Source organism: Halomonas urumqiensis, assembly GCF_003028575.1.
Lineage (GTDB): Bacteria > Pseudomonadota > Gammaproteobacteria > Pseudomonadales > Halomonadaceae > Halomonas > Halomonas urumqiensis.
In genome coordinates, this window is record NZ_PYUD01000003.1 from 492,318 (window position 1) to 508,656 (window position 16,339).

Sequence of the window (16,339 nt, forward strand, 5' to 3'; positions counted from 1 at the left end):
CGTCACCATGCACGCACAATCCCCCATCGTTCGTCGCAAGTCGCGCCAGATCCATGTCGGCAAGGTACCGGTCGGTGGAGATGCCCCGATTTCCGTGCAGAGCATGACCAACACCGACACCCTGGACGTAGCTGCTACCGTCGCCCAGATTCGTCAACTCGAAACCGCTGGCGCCGATATCGTGCGCGTTTCGGTTCCCAGCATGGACGCCGCCGAAGCCTTTGGCCGCATCAAGCGCGAGGTAGACGTGCCGCTGGTGGCCGATATTCACTTCGATTACAAGATCGCCCTGCGCGTGGCCGAACTCGGGGTAGACTGCCTGCGCATCAACCCCGGCAACATCGGGCGTGAAGATCGTGTGCGCGCGGTGGTCAGCGCCGCACGCGATAACGGTATCCCGATCCGCATCGGCGTCAACGCAGGCTCGCTTGAAAAGGACCTGCAGAAGAAGTATGGCGAGCCGACCCCGGACGCCCTGGTCGAATCGGCCATGCGCCACATCGATCACCTCGATCGCCTCGATTTCCACGAGTTCAAGGTCAGCGTCAAGGCTTCGGACGTGTTCATGGCCGTTGCCGCGTACCGCAAGCTGGCTGGCATGATCGAGCAGCCACTGCACCTGGGGATCACCGAAGCCGGCGGGCTGCGCTCCGGTACCGTGAAGTCGTCGATCGGCCTTGGCATGCTGCTGATGGACGGTATCGGCGACACCATTCGGGTGTCGCTTGCGGCAGACCCCGTCGAGGAGATCAAGGTCGGTTATGACATGCTCAAGAGCCTGCGCCTGCGCGCCAAGGGCATCAACTTCATCGCCTGCCCCAGCTGCTCACGCCAGAATTTCGATGTCATCGGCACCATGAACGCCCTGGAGGAGCGCCTCGAGGACGTCATGACGCCGCTGGATGTCTCGGTCATCGGTTGCGTGGTCAATGGGCCCGGTGAAGCCAAGGAGAGCGATATCGGCCTGACCGGCGGCAGCCCCGCCAACCTCGTCTATATCGACGGCAAGCCGGCATCAAAGATGAGCAACGAGCACCTCGTCGATGATCTCGAGCGGCTGATCCGCGACAAGATCCGCGAGAAGCAGCAGGCCGAACAGGATGTCATCGCCCGCGAGGTCTGAAGCGCGGCCGCACCTTCAAGGAGTCAGAGTGAGCAAGTCCGAATCCAGTCAAAAGAAGATTCAGGCCATCCGGGGAATGAACGACCTGCTGCCCGGCCAGTCGGCACTGTGGCAGTACTTCGAAGGCCAGGTCCGCAACCTGATGCAACGCTATGGCTATGCCGAGATCCGTACGCCGGTCGTCGAGCAGACCGCCCTGTTCAAGCGCTCCATCGGTGAGGTTACCGACATCGTCGAAAAGGAGATGTACACCTTCGACGACCGTAACGGCGACAGCCTGACGCTGCGCCCGGAAGGCACCGCCAGTTGCGTGCGCGCCGCCATGGAGCATGGCCTGCTGCACAACCAGACCCAGCGGCTGTGGTATCAAGGACCGATGTTCCGCTACGAGCGCCCCCAGAAGGGTCGCTATCGCCAGTTCCACCAGATCGGCCTCGAGACCTTCGGCCTTGAAGGGCCAGACATCGACGCCGAGGTAATTCTGCTGTCGGCACGGCTGTGGCGTGAGCTGGGGCTGTTCGATCACGTCACCCTCGAGCTCAACTCGCTGGGTTCCCTGGAAGCGCGTGCCGCCTACCGCGAGATCCTGGTGGCCTACTTCGAGGATCATCACGATCAGCTCGACGAGGACTCACGCCGTCGCCTGACCAGCAACCCGCTGCGTATCCTGGACTCCAAGAACCCCCAGATGGCCGAGATGCTGGCCGCGGCTCCGAAACTGATCGACCACCTGGACGACGAGTCTCGCGAGCACTTCGAGGCACTCACCGGCATGCTCGATGCCGCGGGTATCGCCTACGTGATCAACCCGCGCCTGGTGCGGGGGCTCGATTACTACGGCCGCACGGTGTTCGAGTGGACCACCACGGCGCTGGGCAGCCAGGGGACCGTGTGTGCCGGTGGCCGCTACGACGGCCTGGTCGAGCAACTGGGGGGCAAGCCTACCCCGGCGGTGGGATTCGCCATGGGCATCGAGCGCCTGGTGCTGCTGCTGGAGACCCTCGAGCTGGTGCCTGATGACGCGCTTGGCGAACTCGACCTCTACCTGCTGGCCATGGATGACAGCGCAAGCTCACAGGCACTGCTGCTTGCCGAGCGCCTGCGCAGCGCGCTGCCCGACCTGCGTGTCCAGTTGCACTGCGGCGGCGGCAGCTTCAAGAGCCGTATCAAGAAGGCCGACAAGAGTGGCGCCCGCCTAGCGATCCTGCTCGGTGCAGATGAACTGGCTAACGGTACGGCGACACTCAAGTTCCTGCGTGAGGAGCGCGACCAGTTGAGCCTGCCCCAGGCCGAGCTTGCCGAGACGCTGCGCCGCTTGCTCGACGATACGCGAGCCTGATCGTCAAGCGGGATGCTTTCGGTCAACCCGCATGCCTTTCGGCATACCCGAATGAAAAAGGAGACCGCCCGTGGCGGAGCTGAGAACCGAAGAAGAACAGGTAGAGGCGCTCAAGCGCTGGTGGAAGGAAAACGGCATGGCGCTGATCGCCGGTGTGGCGATCGCCGCCGCCGGTATCTTTGGCTGGAACGCCTGGCAGGACTACCAGGCGGGCAAGGCCGAAGCGGCCTCGATGCGCTACCAGCAGTTGATCAACCTCACTGCCGGCAATGACCTCGGCGAGGATGCCATCGTCGAGGCGCGCCAGCTGGTGGTGGAGATCAATGATGAGCACGGCAAGACACTCTACGCCGACCTCGCCCTGCTGATCGATGCGCGCCTCGCCGTCGCCCAGGATGACCTGGACGGCGCACGCGATGCCTTGCAGACCGTCATCTCGCAAACCGAACGCGACTACGTGACCGGGCTGGCCCGCCTGCGCCTGGCGCGCTTGCAACTCGCCGATGGAGAGCCGGAGACGGCACTCGACACACTCGAAAGTGGCGTGCCAGAGGCCCTCGCCGCCCAGCGTGCTGAGGTACGTGGCGATGCCTACGATACACTCGGGCGCAAGGAAGACGCCCACCAGGCCTGGCGCGACGCCATGCGCCTCGCCGATGAACAAGACCAGCCGCTCTACGGCATTCAGCTCAAGCTCGACAACCTGGGCCTCGATGCCCCGGGCACGGAGGATTCAGGCGCATGAGAATCAACAGCATGAAACCGACTTTCCTGATCGCCGCCATGGCCGGCCTGGCACTGCTCGCCGGCTGCTCCGGCAGCCAGGTACAACCCCAATATCCGCCCAAGGAACTGCGTGATATAACGCCCCAGGCCGAATTAAGCCAAGCCTGGAGCCAGGGCATTGGCGACGGCCTTGGCCGTGCCCGCTACCCCATCGCCCCCTCGCGTGACGGCGATAACCTGTTTGCCGCCGATGCCAATGGCAGGCTCTATGCAATGGATGCCGATGACGGTGAGGTGCAATGGGAAACCGAGCTCGAGGTACCCATCTCCAGTGGCCTGACGGCAGTGGCCGGCGACATCTACCTCGGCACCCGCAATGGCGAGGTATTGGCGGTCGACCAGCGTGACGGCAGCATACGCTGGCGGGCTCGGGTACCCAGTGAAGTGCTGGCCGCGCCACAGCCCAATCAGCAATTGCTGGTCATCCAGAGCGTCGACGGCAGCGTTACGGCACTCGACCGCAACACTGGTCAGGAGCGTTGGGTCTACGGCACTAACCGCCCCTCGCTGACCCTGCGCGGCACCGGTACACCCACGGTGATAGACCCGGTGACCTTCGCCGGCTTCTCCAACGGTCGCCTGGTGACGCTCGACAACCGCAACGGCCAACCGGTGTGGGAGCGTCGAGTCGCCGTATCCCAGGGCCGCAGCGATATCGAACGTCTCGTCGATCTGGCCGGCCAGCCGGTGCTGACCCCCGATGGTCGCTTGTTCGTGACCAGCTTCAACGGTCGCCTGGCAGCCTTCGAGGCCACCCGAGGCGAGCCACTTTGGGCCAAGGAGCACTCCAGCTACCTGACCCCGTTGCTGGTCGGCGACCTGCTGTTCACCGTCACCGAAGCCGGGCACGTACTGGCACTGAATGCCGACAACGGCGACGAAGTGTGGCGTAACGAGGCCCTTGGCGGGCGCAGCCTGACCGCCCCGGCCTTCGCCGGAGGCAACATCGTGTTCGGTGACTTCGAGGGTTACCTGCACCTCCTCGATGCCCGCAGCGGCGAGATCGTCGGCCGTACCCGGGTCGACAAGTCCGGCATCAGCGTGCGTCCTGTCACCGATGGCGCCCGCATTCATGCCCTCGCCAACGACGGCAGCCTCGAGACCCTGGATATCCAATGACACCCGTGATCGCCCTGGTTGGCCGGCCCAATGTCGGCAAGTCGACCCTGTTCAACCGCCTCACTCGCTCACGTGATGCGCTGGTGGCCGATTTTCCGGGGCTGACCCGGGATCGCAAGTACGGCAACGGCCTGTTGGGCGGCAAGGCCTACACGGTAATCGATACCGGCGGCATCAGTGGCGACGAGGAGGGCATCGACGCGGCCATGGCCGAGCAGTCCCTGGCGGCCATCGACGAGGCGGATATCGTGCTGTTCATGGTGGACGCGCGGGCCGGTCTCAATGTCGCCGATGAGGCCATCGCCAACCATCTGCGGGTCAACCAGAAGAAGACCTGGCTTGTGGTCAACAAGGTCGACGGCCTCGAAGAGCACAGCGCCATGGCCGATTTCTGGCAACTGGGGCTTGGCGACCCGCGCCCCATCGCCGCCGCCCATGGACGCAACGTCACCACGCTGATCGAGGAAGTGCTGGCGCCCTTCCCGGAGCGCGACGAGAGCATCCCCGCCGACACCGGCACCAAGGGCATCCGTATCGGTGTCATCGGCCGTCCCAATGTCGGCAAGTCGACCCTGGTCAATCGTCTGCTCGGCGAGGAACGGGTGGTGGTGTTCGATGAGGCCGGCACCACACGCGATGCCATCGAGATCCCCTTCGAGCGACGTGGCAAGCCGTTCGTGCTGGTCGATACCGCCGGAGTGCGGCGGCGCAAGAATGTCCGTGAAATCGCCGAAAAGTTCTCGATCATCAAGACTCTCGAGGCGATCAAGGAGTGCCATGTCGCGGTCATGGTGCTGGATGCGCGCAGCGGGCTGGTGGAGCAGGACATGCACCTGCTCGATTACGTGCTGACCACCGGCCGCGCACTGGTTCTTGCGGTCAACAAGTGGGATGGCCTGGAGCAGGAAGCCAAGGAGAAGATGCGTGCCGAGATCAAGCGCCGCCTGGGCTTTGCCGACTACGCCGAACTGCACTTCATTTCGGCGCTGCATGGCACCGCGGTCGGTGACCTTTATCCGTCGATAGAACGCGCCTTCGCCTCCGCCAACAGCCACTGGTCCACCAACCGACTGACTACCATTCTCCAGGATGCCGTCGAGCAGCATCAGCCACCGCTGGTCAATGGGCGTCGCATCAAGCTGCGCATGGCTCACCAGGGCGGCAGTAACCCGCCGATCATCGTGGTGCATGGCAACCAGACCTCATCGCTGCCGGAGGCCTATCGCCGCTACCTCACCAACACCTTCCGCAAGGTGCTGAAGGTGCGTGGCACGCCGCTACGCTTCGAGTTCCGCTCGGGCAACAACCCCTTCGACGGCATGGCCGGCGCAAGCGACAGGGAAAAAGCCAAGAAACGCGAGCTTGGTCGCACCAAGGAGGCGCGCAAGAGCCGGCGCTAGGCATTTGATAGTCGGCACTTGATACCCGGCAGCGGCCATTCATGCTAGCCGCTGCCTGATGCTACTCGCCGTGCAAGCGCCGGCTACCGACCCACTGGGTGGCAAACTGCCAGGCGCCTCGGCCGCTGCGGCCACCTCGCAGGGTGGCAAAGCGGATGGCCTCGGCACGCGCCTCAGAGTTCCAGTCCTCGGCACGTCCCAGTTGAGTGACCCAATGGCAACAGGCTTCCAGGTAGACATCCTGATTGAAGGGGTGGAACCCCAGCCATAGGCCGAAACGGTCGGACAACGAGATTTTCTCCTCCACGGCATCGCCATGATGCAGCTCGTCGCCTACCAGCCGCGAGCCCTCGTTGTCGCTCATCGACTCCGGCAGCAGGTGACGACGGTTGGAGGTGGCATACAGCAGCACGTTAGGCGGCGGGCCAGTCAATGCACCATCCAACACACTCTTCAGCGCCTTGTAGGCATCATCATGCCCCTCGAAGGAGAGGTCATCGCAGTACACCACGAAGCGATGCGTCTGGTCGCGCAGTTGGTTGACCAGCAGCGGAAGCCCGGCGAGGTCGTGGCGGTCTACTTGTACCAGGCGCAACCCTTCGCCTGACAGGCTATTGAGCAGGGCGCGCACCAGCGAAGACTTGCCACTGCCGCGCGACCCCCACAGCAAGGCGTGGTTGGCCGGCAGGCCCTTGAGGAAGGCACGGGTGTTGTCGACCAATGCCAGCTTCTGGCGTTCTATGCCAAGCAGGTCGTCGAGGCTCAAGGCATCGCGCACGGGGACCGGCAACAACCGTCCGCCCAGGGTGTGGCGCTGCCACAGCGCCGCCACGTCCCGGGACCAGTCCACCTCCTGCGGGGGCGGGGGCATCCAGTGTTCAACGTGATCCAGCAGGTTGAGCAGGCGACGCGATAGTTCGGCGTCCATGACGTTGGCTCCTTATCGTCTTGCGAGAGTTGACCTTGTGGGCATTCCGGGTATCTTGTGGCGAACCGTGATGTTCCGTCCAGGGGCATTATGGTGATGCACTCGCTTGGAAACGGATGTCACTCACAAGAGCCGGTCACCAGGAGACCTCCCATGCGTTGGATGCACTGTATCGCCATTGGCGCCTTGAGCATCACCCTCGCGGCCTGTACCACCTCGCCTACCGGTCGCCAGCAATTCACCCTTTACTCGGACGAACAGCTCAATCAAATGGGCCAGCAGGCCTTTGCTCAATACCAGCAGGACCTGCCCACGGTCGGCGGCACGCCTCATCGCTATGCCGAATGCGTGGCAAGCGCGCTGGTCAACACCCTCTCCGGCGAGGATCGCCAGCAGAACTGGCAGATTCGCGTCTTCGAATCCGACGAGCCCAACGCCTTCGCCCTGCCGGGTGGCTACATGGGCATCAATACCGGGCTACTCGATATTGCCGAGAACCAGGATCAACTGGCGGCGGTCATCGGCCACGAAATCGCCCACGTGCTGGCGCGCCACGCCAATGAGCGGGCCTCCACCCAATCGGCCACACAGCTCGGCCTGTCGGTATTGTCGTCGGCATCCGGCATGCAGGGGGCTGGCGGGCAGCAGATGATGGGGGTACTTGGCATGGGCGCCCAATACGGTATTCTGCTGCCCTTCTCGCGCCGTCATGAGAGCGAAGCGGACGTCTATGGCCTCGAGATAATGGCCGATGCTGGGTTCGACCCGCGCGCCAGCGTCGCGCTGTGGCAGAACATGCAGGCCGCCTCCGACGGCGCTCGCCCACCGGCCTGGATGTCGACCCACCCGAGCCAGGGCCAGCGCATGTCCGGGCTCGAAGCCAACATGGACGACGCCGTGGCTCGCTTCCAGCAGGCACGCCAGGCCGGCCGCACCCCGAACTGCCCACGCCCATAAGGCGATTTCGATACACGCCCTGACACGGAACACGCATGCTGAGACTCGGATTATTGCTGTTGGTCGCCCCCATTCTGGTCCTGCTGGGGGTCTATTTCTGGGAACTCGGCGATGTGCGTGAATGCACGCTGTCCGGTGGGCACTGGGACTACCTGGAAGGGGTGTGCCGAGACACGCCTCAACCCTTCGTCTCCTGGCTGCAACGCCACCCGTGGCTGGTCAACGGTGGCATGCTGCTATCGGTGATCGGCATGGGGATGTGCATGGTGGGGCTCTACGTCAAGAAGCGCTGAGACACCAGTCGCTCGGTCATAGCGACTTCCTGAGCGCCTCGAGTACCGGCGCGGTATCCGGGCGACGGTTGCGCCAAAGGAAGAAGGATTCAGCGGCCTGTTCGACCAGCATGCCCAGGCCATCCGTGCAGCGTGCGCCACGCGCACTGGCCCAGCGCAGGAATACCGTGGGCTCGGCGCCATACATCATGTCGTAGGCGCTGGCCCCCTCCGCGAAGAGGTCGTCCGGCAGTGGGGGCAGATCGCCTGCAAGGCTGGCACTGGTGCCGTTGATTACCACATCGAAGGGACCCGCGACCGCCTCGAAGCCGCCGCCATGGATGGCGCCAAGATCGGCAAAGTCCGCGGCCAGCGCCTCGGCCTTGGCGGGGGTGCGGTTGGCCACCATCAGCTGTTCAGGCCCTTCCACCAGGAGAGGCTCCAATATCCCGCGCACTGCCCCCCCCGCACCCAGCACCAATACCCGAGACCCGGCAAGCGCCACACCGTGGTGCTTGAGATCGCGCACCAGCCCGACACCATCGGTGGTATCACCCCACGTCTGGCCATCCTTGCCTAGCACCAGGGTATTGACCGCCCCTGCTCGCTGCGCACGGGGACTCAAGACATCGCACAGCCGAAAGGCATCTTCCTTGAACGGCACGGTGACATTGGCGCCGCAGCCACCCGCGGCCGTGAACGCTCGCCAGGCACCGGGAAAGTCGTCCAGCGGCGCCTCGATGGCGGTATAGTCGATATCCTGCCCGGTCTGGGTGGCGAAGGCGACATGGATGCCGGGCGACTTCGAGTGGCCCACCGGGTGGCCAAAGACGCAGTAACGATCAGTCATTAGGTCTCCTTAGCGTGCGTCTCGGCCTCACTTAGCCAATCCCGCGGGTGTAGGTAGTGGTCATACAGCAGCGCCTCGGGGCTTTGTGGCTCGGGTGTCCAGCCATAATCCCAGCGCGCCAGGGGCGGCATCGACATCAGGATCGACTCGGTGCGCCCGCCGCTCTGCAGGCCGAACAGCGTGCCGCGGTCCCACACCAGGTTGAACTCCACATAGCGCCCCCGGCGGTAGAGCTGGAACTGGCGCTCGCGCTCACCATAAGGCGTGTCGCGACGACGCTTGACGATCGGCAGATAGGCCTCGAGAAAGGCATCGCCCACGGCGCGCTGGAAGGCGAAGCAGGCCTCGAAGCCGCCCTCGTTGAGGTCATCGAAGAATAGCCCGCCGACCCCGCGGGTCTCATCCCGATGCTTGAGGGTGAAGTACTCGTCGCACCACGCCTTGTAACGCGGGTAGACATCATCGCCAAACGGCGCGCAGGCATCACGCGCGACACGATGCCAGTGCACCGCATCCTCGAATACCGGATAGAACGGTGTCAGGTCGAAGCCACCACCGAACCACCACACTGGCGCTTCACCTGGTTTCTCGGCGATGAAGAAGCGCACATTGCCGTGGCTGGTCGGCACGTGGGGGTTGCGCGGGTGCAGGACCCACGAGACACCCACGGCATGGAAACTACGACCCGCGAGCTCGGGCCTGGCAGCGGTTGCCGAGGGTGGCAGCCCCTCGCCGAACACATGCGAGAAGTTGACCCCCCCCTTCTCGAACACACCGCCTTCAACCAGCACCCTGGAACGGCCACCACCGCCTTCCTCGCGCTGCCATGACTCCTCGACGAAACCGCTGCCGCCATCCTCCTCGGCCAACGCCTGGCAAAGGCGATCCTGTAGATCGAGCAGATAGGTCTTGACCTCATCGAGCCTGGGGTGAGCCACGCAAGCCTCCTCGCACTGATATCGGGTAAGTCGGGATGTGAGCCTGGCAAGCCGCAAGGGGCGTGAGCAGGCGTTCGATATGGGCCTTCATGAGCGCAGCACCTGGCCACTCGCCAGATCGCGGATGGTGCTGGGACGTTCATGCCCCCCCAGCGGGCCATCGAGGATCGCCGCCAGCCCATCGGAGAATATGCTCTGCACCTGGGCAGCGCTCATCGCCGGCGCTTCGCTTGCCTTGTTGGCCGATGTCGAGACCACTGGCCCGCCGAAGGCATCGCAAAGCGCCACCACCACCGGGTGGTCACTCACTCGCAACGCCACGCGCTCATGGGCGCCGCGCACCAGCGCATGAGAACGGCCATTGTCGGGAACCAGCCAGGTGTTGGGGCCCGGCCAGCTGTCCACCAGCGGGGCATGCAGTGCCAGGGGCAACCCCTCGAGCCAGGGCGCGAACTGCGCAATGCTTGCGGCCACCAGAATCATGCCCTTGGCCGGGTCGCGGGCCTTGAGTCGCAGCAGGTGGGCCAGCGCCTCGTCGTTGTCGGGGTCGCAGCCAAGCCCCCACACGGCTTCGGTGGGATAAGCGATCACACCACCCGACCGCAGAGCGGATACGGCGGCATCGAGCTCGGGTGAACGGGGCTCGGTCATGGGCTCCTCGCGGTAATTCGAGTCATAAACGAGCACAGATTCTATCACGACCCCGACAGACGCACCCAGCCACCGGCGGTGTGCGCCACCTGCCCCGCAAGCTCCAGTTCCAGCAACCGGCGCTGACACTCGGCAATCCCGAGCCCCGACAACCCCACCAGGGCATCCACCGGGGTCGGCGAACCACTCAGCCAGCGCAGCAAGGGGTCATGTAGCCCCTCATCCAAGCCGGGGGTCGCCTCGACAACCGGCAGGGTGCACCATTGCACCAGTTCGGCGAGGATATCGTCGATATCGCGCACCAGCACCGCACCTTCACGCAACAGCCTGAGGCAGCCGCTGGCCTGGGGGTTGTGAATCGACGCGGGCAATGCAAAAACCTCGCGTCCTTGCTCACCGGCCAGCCGCGCGCTGACCAGCGAGCCACTCTGCTCGGCGGCCTCGACCACCAGCACCCCGAGCGAAAGCCCGGTGACGATGCGGTTGCGTCGTGGAAAGAAGCCCGGCCTGGCCACGGTGCCAGGAGGATGTTCGGAGAGCAGCAGGCCGCCGGGCTCACGCAATCTGGCGTGCAGCCGGTGATGACGAGGCGGATAGACCACGTCCACGCCGCAGCCAAGCACCGCAATGCTGCTACCGCCTCGCTCCAGGGCCGCCTGTTGAGCGGCGGCATCGATACCCAGCGCCATGCCACTGACAACGCACCAGCCTCGATCGGCAAGCGCCGAGGCAAAATGGGCGGCATTGGTCAGCCCCTCTCGGGTCGGGCGGCGGGAACCCACCAGAGCCAGGCGCGGGGGTGCCAGTGCGCCGGTATCACCATCGGCCCACAGCACCGGAGGGGGATCGGGAATCTGCGCGAGTAGTGCCGGCCAGGCCGAGTGGCCCGCATACAACAATTGTCGCGTGGGCTCGGCGTCAAGCCAAGCCTCGTGGCGGGCCAGCATCTCATCAAGGGGACTTCGCTTGGGGTGTTCGAGCCACAACCGCATGGCCGAGGCGGCACGACCGGGTAGCACGGCGAGCCAGCCTTCCGGCCAGACCGGTTGGTGTTCGGCAAGCTCGGCAAGCCGTCCCGCTCCCATACCCGGCAGACTCGACAGCAACAGCCATTCCCTGGCCTGCATGACACTCCCTCCCGAGGCTTCCGCCTCACGGTGATGCTCGCCATCCCGGCGCCTAGTCCGATGTCACAGAGCCAGCAACGCTAGCGCGAGGCGGTACCCAGGCCGCTACGGGGATTATAGAGTCGATCCCCGACCTCGAGGGGCCGTGTGGCCTGCATGACCAGGCCATAGCTCATTTTTTCGTAGGCGCGAAATACCATGACCAGGCCAGCGTCCTCGCCAGGTAGCCGCAGCAACTCACCGGTGCGCGGATCACTGACCTGCTCGCCCATCTGCTCGACCATCAGTACGTGTCCCGGTTCAAGTCCATCGCGGCGACCACGGTCGAGGGATACGACCTGCAGAGTGCCGATGAACTGGACACCTCCCGGTACCGCCAGGATGCGACCCTCGACCTCGCGCTCCGGGGGGCGCGGATAGAACTCGGTCTGAAGATCACGGCTCTCGAGCGGCATCACGATGTCGTTGTTGCGCACTTCCTGCCGCGACTGCGTGACCTCGAGCACCGCGATGTCGTCCTCGCTGCGCTCCAGGCGCGCCTGGCCAATCGACTCGAGCTCCAGCCCCAGCACTTCGCCACTCTCGGCATCGCGGAACGTCTCACCGATCCGATAGAAGCCAACGCGGCCACCACGCTCCACACTGCCACGCGCATAGAGTCGATCCCCTTCGCCGCTGAGCAGGCGACGGTCATCTCCGCCGACCACGTAGGCCAGTTCATCAAGGCTTTCCGGGTCATCGATGATGCGATGTTCGCGCAGGAACTGACGGATGGCCTCGAGCGGAATCGGCTCAATGGCATCACGATGCGAGGTGGTGCGCACACCTGGCGAAAGTCGCGCGACACCTTGCCCGCGCTCGAGCCCCAGGCAAGGGCGACCGTTGCAATCGTAGAGATAAACCACATCGCCCGGGTAGATCAGGTGAGGGTTGCGAATCTGCGGGTTGACCTGCCAGACCTCCGGCCATTGCCAGGGATGGCGCAGGAAGCGCCCCGAGATGTCCCAAAGTGTATCGCCGCGCACCACGGTGTAGCGGTCCGGCGCATCACGCTGCAGGCCATCCTCCCAGCTCAAGCCTTGGGCCGCCAGGCCACTGGCCGACAGTAACAGGATGGCGGCAAGCCCGAGCGATCCCGCCGCACCCTTGAATCGCCGCCCACGTGACTTGCCATCCGACGTCTGCTTCATCCCCGCTGCTCCCGCTGATTACACACCTGCCACATGGAACCGTGGCGGCATGATATAGTCTGATTTTATCGCTACGATGCATGTGCGTTGATTCCATAGGAAATCACGCACTCCTAGAATAGTGGCATTTCCTGAATGACAGCATAACGGTGGTTCCAACGCCATGGCCAAATTACCCATCCTCGAATTCCCCGATGAGCGGCTGCGCACCAAAGCCACACCGGTCGAGGCGGTCGACGACGACGTACGCCAACTGGTCGACGACATGCTCGAGACCATGTATGCGGCACGTGGCATTGGCCTGGCCGCTACCCAGGTGGACGTTCACCGCCGAGTGATCGTCATGGATGTCAGTGACGACGGCACGCAGCCGCTGGTGCTGATCAACCCGCACTATGAACCGATCGGCGATGCGCGCGAGCCGATGCAGGAAGGCTGCCTGTCGATTCCGGAATACTACGCCGAGGTGCCGCGCGCCCTGAAAGTGCAACTGAAGGCGCTCGATCGCGAGGGCAATCCGTATGAACTGGAAGCCGAAGGTCTGCTTGCCCACTGCATTCAGCACGAGCACGACCATCTTGAGGGTGTGCTGTTCGTCGATTACCTGTCGGCGCTGAAACGCGAGCGAATCATGAAGAAGATGCTGAAGCGTCACAAGTTGACCCAGCCGGCCTGACCAACCGACCGTCATGCCATGGCAGGAAGGCCGACCCAACAGTCGGCCTTCGTCGTTTGTGGCTGGCTCCGTTATCATGGAAGGGCATCCACCCCGGCAAGGCCCAGATCATGTCTCGACCCCTCAACATCGTTTTCGCCGGCACGCCCGACTTCGCCGCCGAGAGTCTCACTGCCCTGCTGGGTAGCCGACACCATGTCGTCGCCGTCTATACACAACCGGACCGCCCCGCCGGGCGTGGCCGCAAACTGACCCCAAGCCCCGTCAAGTCGCTGGCCTTGCGCCATGACCTGCCGGTGTATCAACCCGAGAGCCTCAGGTCCGAAGCGGCACAGGCAGAACTCGCCGCACTCGATGCCGACCTGATGGTGGTGGTGGCCTACGGGCTGATCCTTCCCGGGGCGGTGCTCGACACGCCAAGGCACGGCTGCCTGAATGTGCATGCCTCGTTGTTGCCACGCTGGCGTGGCGCCGCACCGATCCAGCGTGCCATCGAGGCTGGCGATGCCGAGAGTGGGGTCACCATCATGCAGATGGACGCGGGCCTGGACACCGGTGACATGCTGCTGGTCAAGCGCACGCCGATCACCGCCACCACCACCGCTGGTGAGCTGCATGACCGCCTGGCCACGTTGGGAGGTGAGGCACTGGTCGAGGCCCTCGATGCGCTGGCCGAGGATAGCCTTCCCGCCACGCCACAGCCCGAGCAAGGCGTCACCTACGCCGCCAAACTCTCCAAGGCCGAAGCCGAGCTGGACTTTCGAGCGCCGGCCACCGCGCTGGCCGCTCGGGTGCGCGCCTTCAACCCTTGGCCTGTCACCTGGTGCGCCATGGGTGATGAACGCCTGCGCCTGTTGATGGCCCAGCCCGCCTCGCTTGCCGAGGGTGAATCACCCAGCGCGCCTGGCACACTGCTCGAGAGCGACAGGGATGCCTTGCGCATCGCCTGTGGCAAGCAGGGTGATGAGGTACTGCGGGTCACCCGCGCCCAACTGCCGGGTGGCAAGGCACTGAACGTCGATGATTTGCTGCACGCCCGCGCCGACCGTTTTCCCCCGGGCCTGCGCCTGGGCCGTCATGACGAGGAGACCCCGGCATGAGCCGCGAGACACCCAACGGCCAGGGCCGCCGCCCTTCCCGCCCGACGCAGCACGACAACGGGCTTGCCGTGCGAGCCACCGCCGCCCAGGCGCTGGTGCCGGTCATCACCGGCAAGGGATCGCTGACCGGACTTGACGACCACCAGGTGGTCGCTCGCGACCGGGCACTGTTCAAGGCGCTTTGCTACGGCACCTGCCGCACCCTGCCACGTCTCGAAGCCCTGGCCAGCCTGCTGCTGGTCAAGCCGTTCAAGGCCCGCGATGCCGATGTACAGGCCTTGTTGCTGCTGGGTGCCTATCAATTGCTCTACCTGCGCATTCCCGCCCATGCCGCCGTCGGCGAAACCGCGGGCGCGGCCCGCCTGCTCGGCAAGGAGTGGGCGACCCGCGTGCTCAACGGCTGCCTGCGTCGCCTGCAGCGCGAATCCGCGGCTCTCCAGGCCGAGGTCGACCAGGACCCCGCCGTGGCCTTGTTGCATCCGAAATGGCTGCTCAAGACGCTGCGCCAGGCATGGCCCGATGACTGGCGCGAGATCGCCATGGCCAACAACGCGCCGGGCCCCATGACCTTGCGCGTCAATCGCCGCCATGGCGACCGTGAAGCCTACATGAACCAGCTCGACGCCGCGGGTCTGGCCGCCCGGTTGTGCATCCATGCCCCGGATGGCATCACCCTGGAAACGCCATGTGACGTCCATGAGCTTCCCGGCTTCGAGGAAGGCCAGGTCAGTGTCCAGGATGAATCCGCCCAACTTGCCAGCGTGCTGCTCGGCCCGGCACTTGCGCCACGCCCGGGCGCCCGGGTACTGGATGCCTGCTGCGCACCGGGGGGCAAGACCGCGCACCTGCTCGAGGTCTTCGACATCGACCTGTATGCGGTCGACAGCGACGCCGCCCGCCTGGCCAAGGTGGAGGACGCCCTGACCCGACTCGGGCTCTCGGCGACCCTCGATCACGGCGACGCCACCGGCCGTGAGTGGTGGGATGGCTCGCCCTTCGATGCCATCCTGCTGGATGCACCATGTTCCGGCAGTGGGGTGATCCGTCGACACCCGGACATCAAGTGCCTGCGCCGACCCTCTGACATCACCAAACTTGCCGCCCTGCAGGCGCGGCTGCTCGACAACCTGTGGCCATTGCTGCGGCCCGGTGGCACCCTGCTATATGCCACCTGCTCGGTGTTGCCCGAGGAGAATGCCGATCAGGTCGCGGCGTTCATTTCGCGCACCCCGGATGTCGAGCCGACCACCCCCGGCGATGTCGCCTGGGGCCGTCCGGCCGGCGCCGGCCGCCAGTTGCTGCCGGCCAACGACAGTCACGATGGCTTCTTCTATGCACGATTGCGCAAGCGTATGCCAGACTGATACCAGGCAAGGTCACTGCCAGGGCTACCCTGGCACGCCACCTGGCAAGATGATTCGTAGCGACACGAAGGAGAACGCATGAGCCACCACACCTACAAGCATATCGAACTCACCGGCTCCTCCGATCAGGGCATCGAAGACGCCGTATCCAACGCCATCACCAAGGCCTCGGAAAGCCTGCACGGCATGCGCTGGTTCGAGGTAACCGACACCCGCGGCCATATCGAGCATGGCCGCGTCGCCCACTGGCAGGTCACCATCAAGGTCGGTTTCACCCTCGACTGATCCTGCTGAACCCTGTCTTTCCCGCGACGGCTGGTTTAGGCTAGCCGTCATCTTGTTGCGACGCACAACCCAGCGTCGCCATCGATGGCAGCGGATTCGAATAAGCGATGAAGATCATCATTCTCGGCGCCGGCCAGGTCGGCGGCACCCTGGCGGAACACCTGGCTCGCGAAGAGAACGACATCACCGTGGTCGACACCGACGGTGACAAGCTGCGCGAGCTGCACACCAAGC

18 protein-coding genes are annotated in these 16,339 nt (G+C 64.7%); 12 read left to right on the forward strand and 6 right to left on the reverse strand.

Annotation, left to right across the window (positions count from 1 at the left end; all coding sequences use genetic code 11):
- The first annotated feature begins 7 nt into the window (after positions 1–7).
- The 5 genes from ispG to der all read left to right on the forward strand — a co-directional run bounded on the left by ispG (position 8) and on the right by der (position 5,767).
- Positions 8–1,123 (forward strand): flavodoxin-dependent (E)-4-hydroxy-3-methylbut-2-enyl-diphosphate synthase, encoded by a 1,116-nt coding sequence (gene ispG / locus C6V82_RS12075; RefSeq protein WP_102587248.1) that lies wholly within the window; start codon positions 8–10, stop codon positions 1,121–1,123.
- 28 nt (positions 1,124–1,151) lie between these two features.
- Positions 1,152–2,462: a histidine--tRNA ligase gene (gene hisS, locus C6V82_RS12080; RefSeq protein ID WP_268248455.1), complete on the forward strand. Its 1,311-nt coding sequence runs from the start codon at positions 1,152–1,154 to the stop codon at positions 2,460–2,462.
- A gap of 70 nt (positions 2,463–2,532) precedes the next feature.
- Complete coding sequence (locus C6V82_RS12085) at positions 2,533–3,207, forward strand: YfgM family protein (RefSeq protein ID WP_102587250.1); 675 nt, start codon at positions 2,533–2,535, stop codon at positions 3,205–3,207.
- Between the two features lie 11 nt (positions 3,208–3,218).
- Positions 3,219–4,367, forward strand: a complete 1,149-nt coding sequence (bamB, locus tag C6V82_RS12090; protein ID WP_229843182.1) for an outer membrane protein assembly factor BamB — start codon at positions 3,219–3,221, stop codon at positions 4,365–4,367.
- A complete protein-coding gene (gene der / locus C6V82_RS12095) occupies positions 4,364–5,767 on the forward strand; it encodes a ribosome biogenesis GTPase Der (protein ID WP_102587252.1) in 1,404 nt (467 codons plus the stop codon). Before bamB ends, der begins: the two co-directional genes overlap by 4 nt.
- Before the next feature lie 61 nt (positions 5,768–5,828).
- Here der and C6V82_RS12100 read toward each other — a convergent pair whose 3' ends face one another.
- Positions 5,829–6,695 carry an ATP-binding protein gene (locus C6V82_RS12100; protein WP_102587253.1) on the reverse strand — a complete coding sequence of 289 codons (867 nt, stop codon included), beginning with the start codon at positions 6,693–6,695 and terminating at the stop codon, positions 5,829–5,831.
- A gap of 153 nt (positions 6,696–6,848) precedes the next feature.
- On the opposite strand from C6V82_RS12100, the gene C6V82_RS12105 reads away from it, so the two are divergent.
- Together C6V82_RS12105 and C6V82_RS12110 are read left to right on the forward strand one after the other, a co-directional pair.
- On the forward strand, positions 6,849–7,652 hold the full coding sequence (locus C6V82_RS12105) for a M48 family metallopeptidase (RefSeq protein WP_102587254.1): 804 nt from the start codon (positions 6,849–6,851) through the stop codon (positions 7,650–7,652).
- Between the two features lie 35 nt (positions 7,653–7,687).
- Positions 7,688–7,945 carry a hypothetical protein gene (locus C6V82_RS12110; protein ID WP_102587255.1) on the forward strand — a complete coding sequence of 86 codons (258 nt, stop codon included), beginning with the start codon at positions 7,688–7,690 and terminating at the stop codon, positions 7,943–7,945.
- Positions 7,946–7,961: 16 nt separating this feature from the next.
- On the opposite strand, the gene aroE is transcribed toward C6V82_RS12110, so the two are convergent.
- The 5 genes from aroE to C6V82_RS12135 form a co-directional block, all read right to left on the reverse strand.
- Positions 7,962–8,774, reverse strand: a complete 813-nt coding sequence (aroE, locus tag C6V82_RS12115) for a shikimate dehydrogenase (protein WP_102587256.1) — start codon at positions 8,772–8,774, stop codon at positions 7,962–7,964.
- Positions 8,774–9,712: an oxygen-dependent coproporphyrinogen oxidase gene (hemF, locus tag C6V82_RS12120; protein ID WP_102587257.1), complete on the reverse strand. Its 939-nt coding sequence runs from the start codon at positions 9,710–9,712 to the stop codon at positions 8,774–8,776. Before hemF ends, aroE begins: the two co-directional genes overlap by 1 nt.
- Positions 9,713–9,799: 87 nt before the next feature.
- Entirely contained in the window at positions 9,800–10,363 is a 564-nt protein-coding gene (gene tsaC, locus C6V82_RS12125) for an L-threonylcarbamoyladenylate synthase type 1 TsaC (RefSeq protein WP_102587258.1), read from the reverse strand.
- Between the two features lie 44 nt (positions 10,364–10,407).
- Positions 10,408–11,490 (reverse strand): DNA-processing protein DprA, encoded by a 1,083-nt coding sequence (gene dprA, locus C6V82_RS12130; protein ID WP_102587259.1) that lies wholly within the window; start codon positions 11,488–11,490, stop codon positions 10,408–10,410.
- Between the two features lie 80 nt (positions 11,491–11,570).
- Positions 11,571–12,680 carry a LysM peptidoglycan-binding domain-containing protein gene (locus C6V82_RS12135; protein WP_102587260.1) on the reverse strand — a complete coding sequence of 370 codons (1,110 nt, stop codon included), beginning with the start codon at positions 12,678–12,680 and terminating at the stop codon, positions 11,571–11,573.
- Positions 12,681–12,843: 163 nt separating this feature from the next.
- On the opposite strand from C6V82_RS12135, the gene def reads away from it, so the two are divergent.
- From def to C6V82_RS12160, 5 genes are all read left to right on the forward strand, one after another.
- Positions 12,844–13,356 (forward strand): peptide deformylase, encoded by a 513-nt coding sequence (gene def / locus C6V82_RS12140; RefSeq protein ID WP_102587261.1) that lies wholly within the window; start codon positions 12,844–12,846, stop codon positions 13,354–13,356.
- A 110-nt stretch (positions 13,357–13,466) separates the two neighbouring features.
- The gene (gene fmt / locus C6V82_RS12145) at positions 13,467–14,456 is read left to right on the forward strand and encodes a methionyl-tRNA formyltransferase (protein WP_102587286.1); all 990 of its coding nucleotides are present in this window, start codon (positions 13,467–13,469) and stop codon (positions 14,454–14,456) included.
- Entirely contained in the window at positions 14,453–15,820 is a 1,368-nt protein-coding gene (gene rsmB / locus C6V82_RS12150) for a 16S rRNA (cytosine(967)-C(5))-methyltransferase RsmB (protein ID WP_102587262.1), read from the forward strand. The genes fmt and rsmB overlap by 4 nt, the downstream gene beginning before the upstream one ends.
- Before the next feature lie 78 nt (positions 15,821–15,898).
- Complete coding sequence (locus tag C6V82_RS12155) at positions 15,899–16,105, forward strand: dodecin (RefSeq protein ID WP_102587263.1); 207 nt, start codon at positions 15,899–15,901, stop codon at positions 16,103–16,105.
- 107 nt (positions 16,106–16,212) lie between these two features.
- The coding region (locus C6V82_RS12160; protein WP_146157041.1) for an NAD-binding protein at positions 16,213–16,339 on the forward strand (127 nt) is incomplete at its 3' end.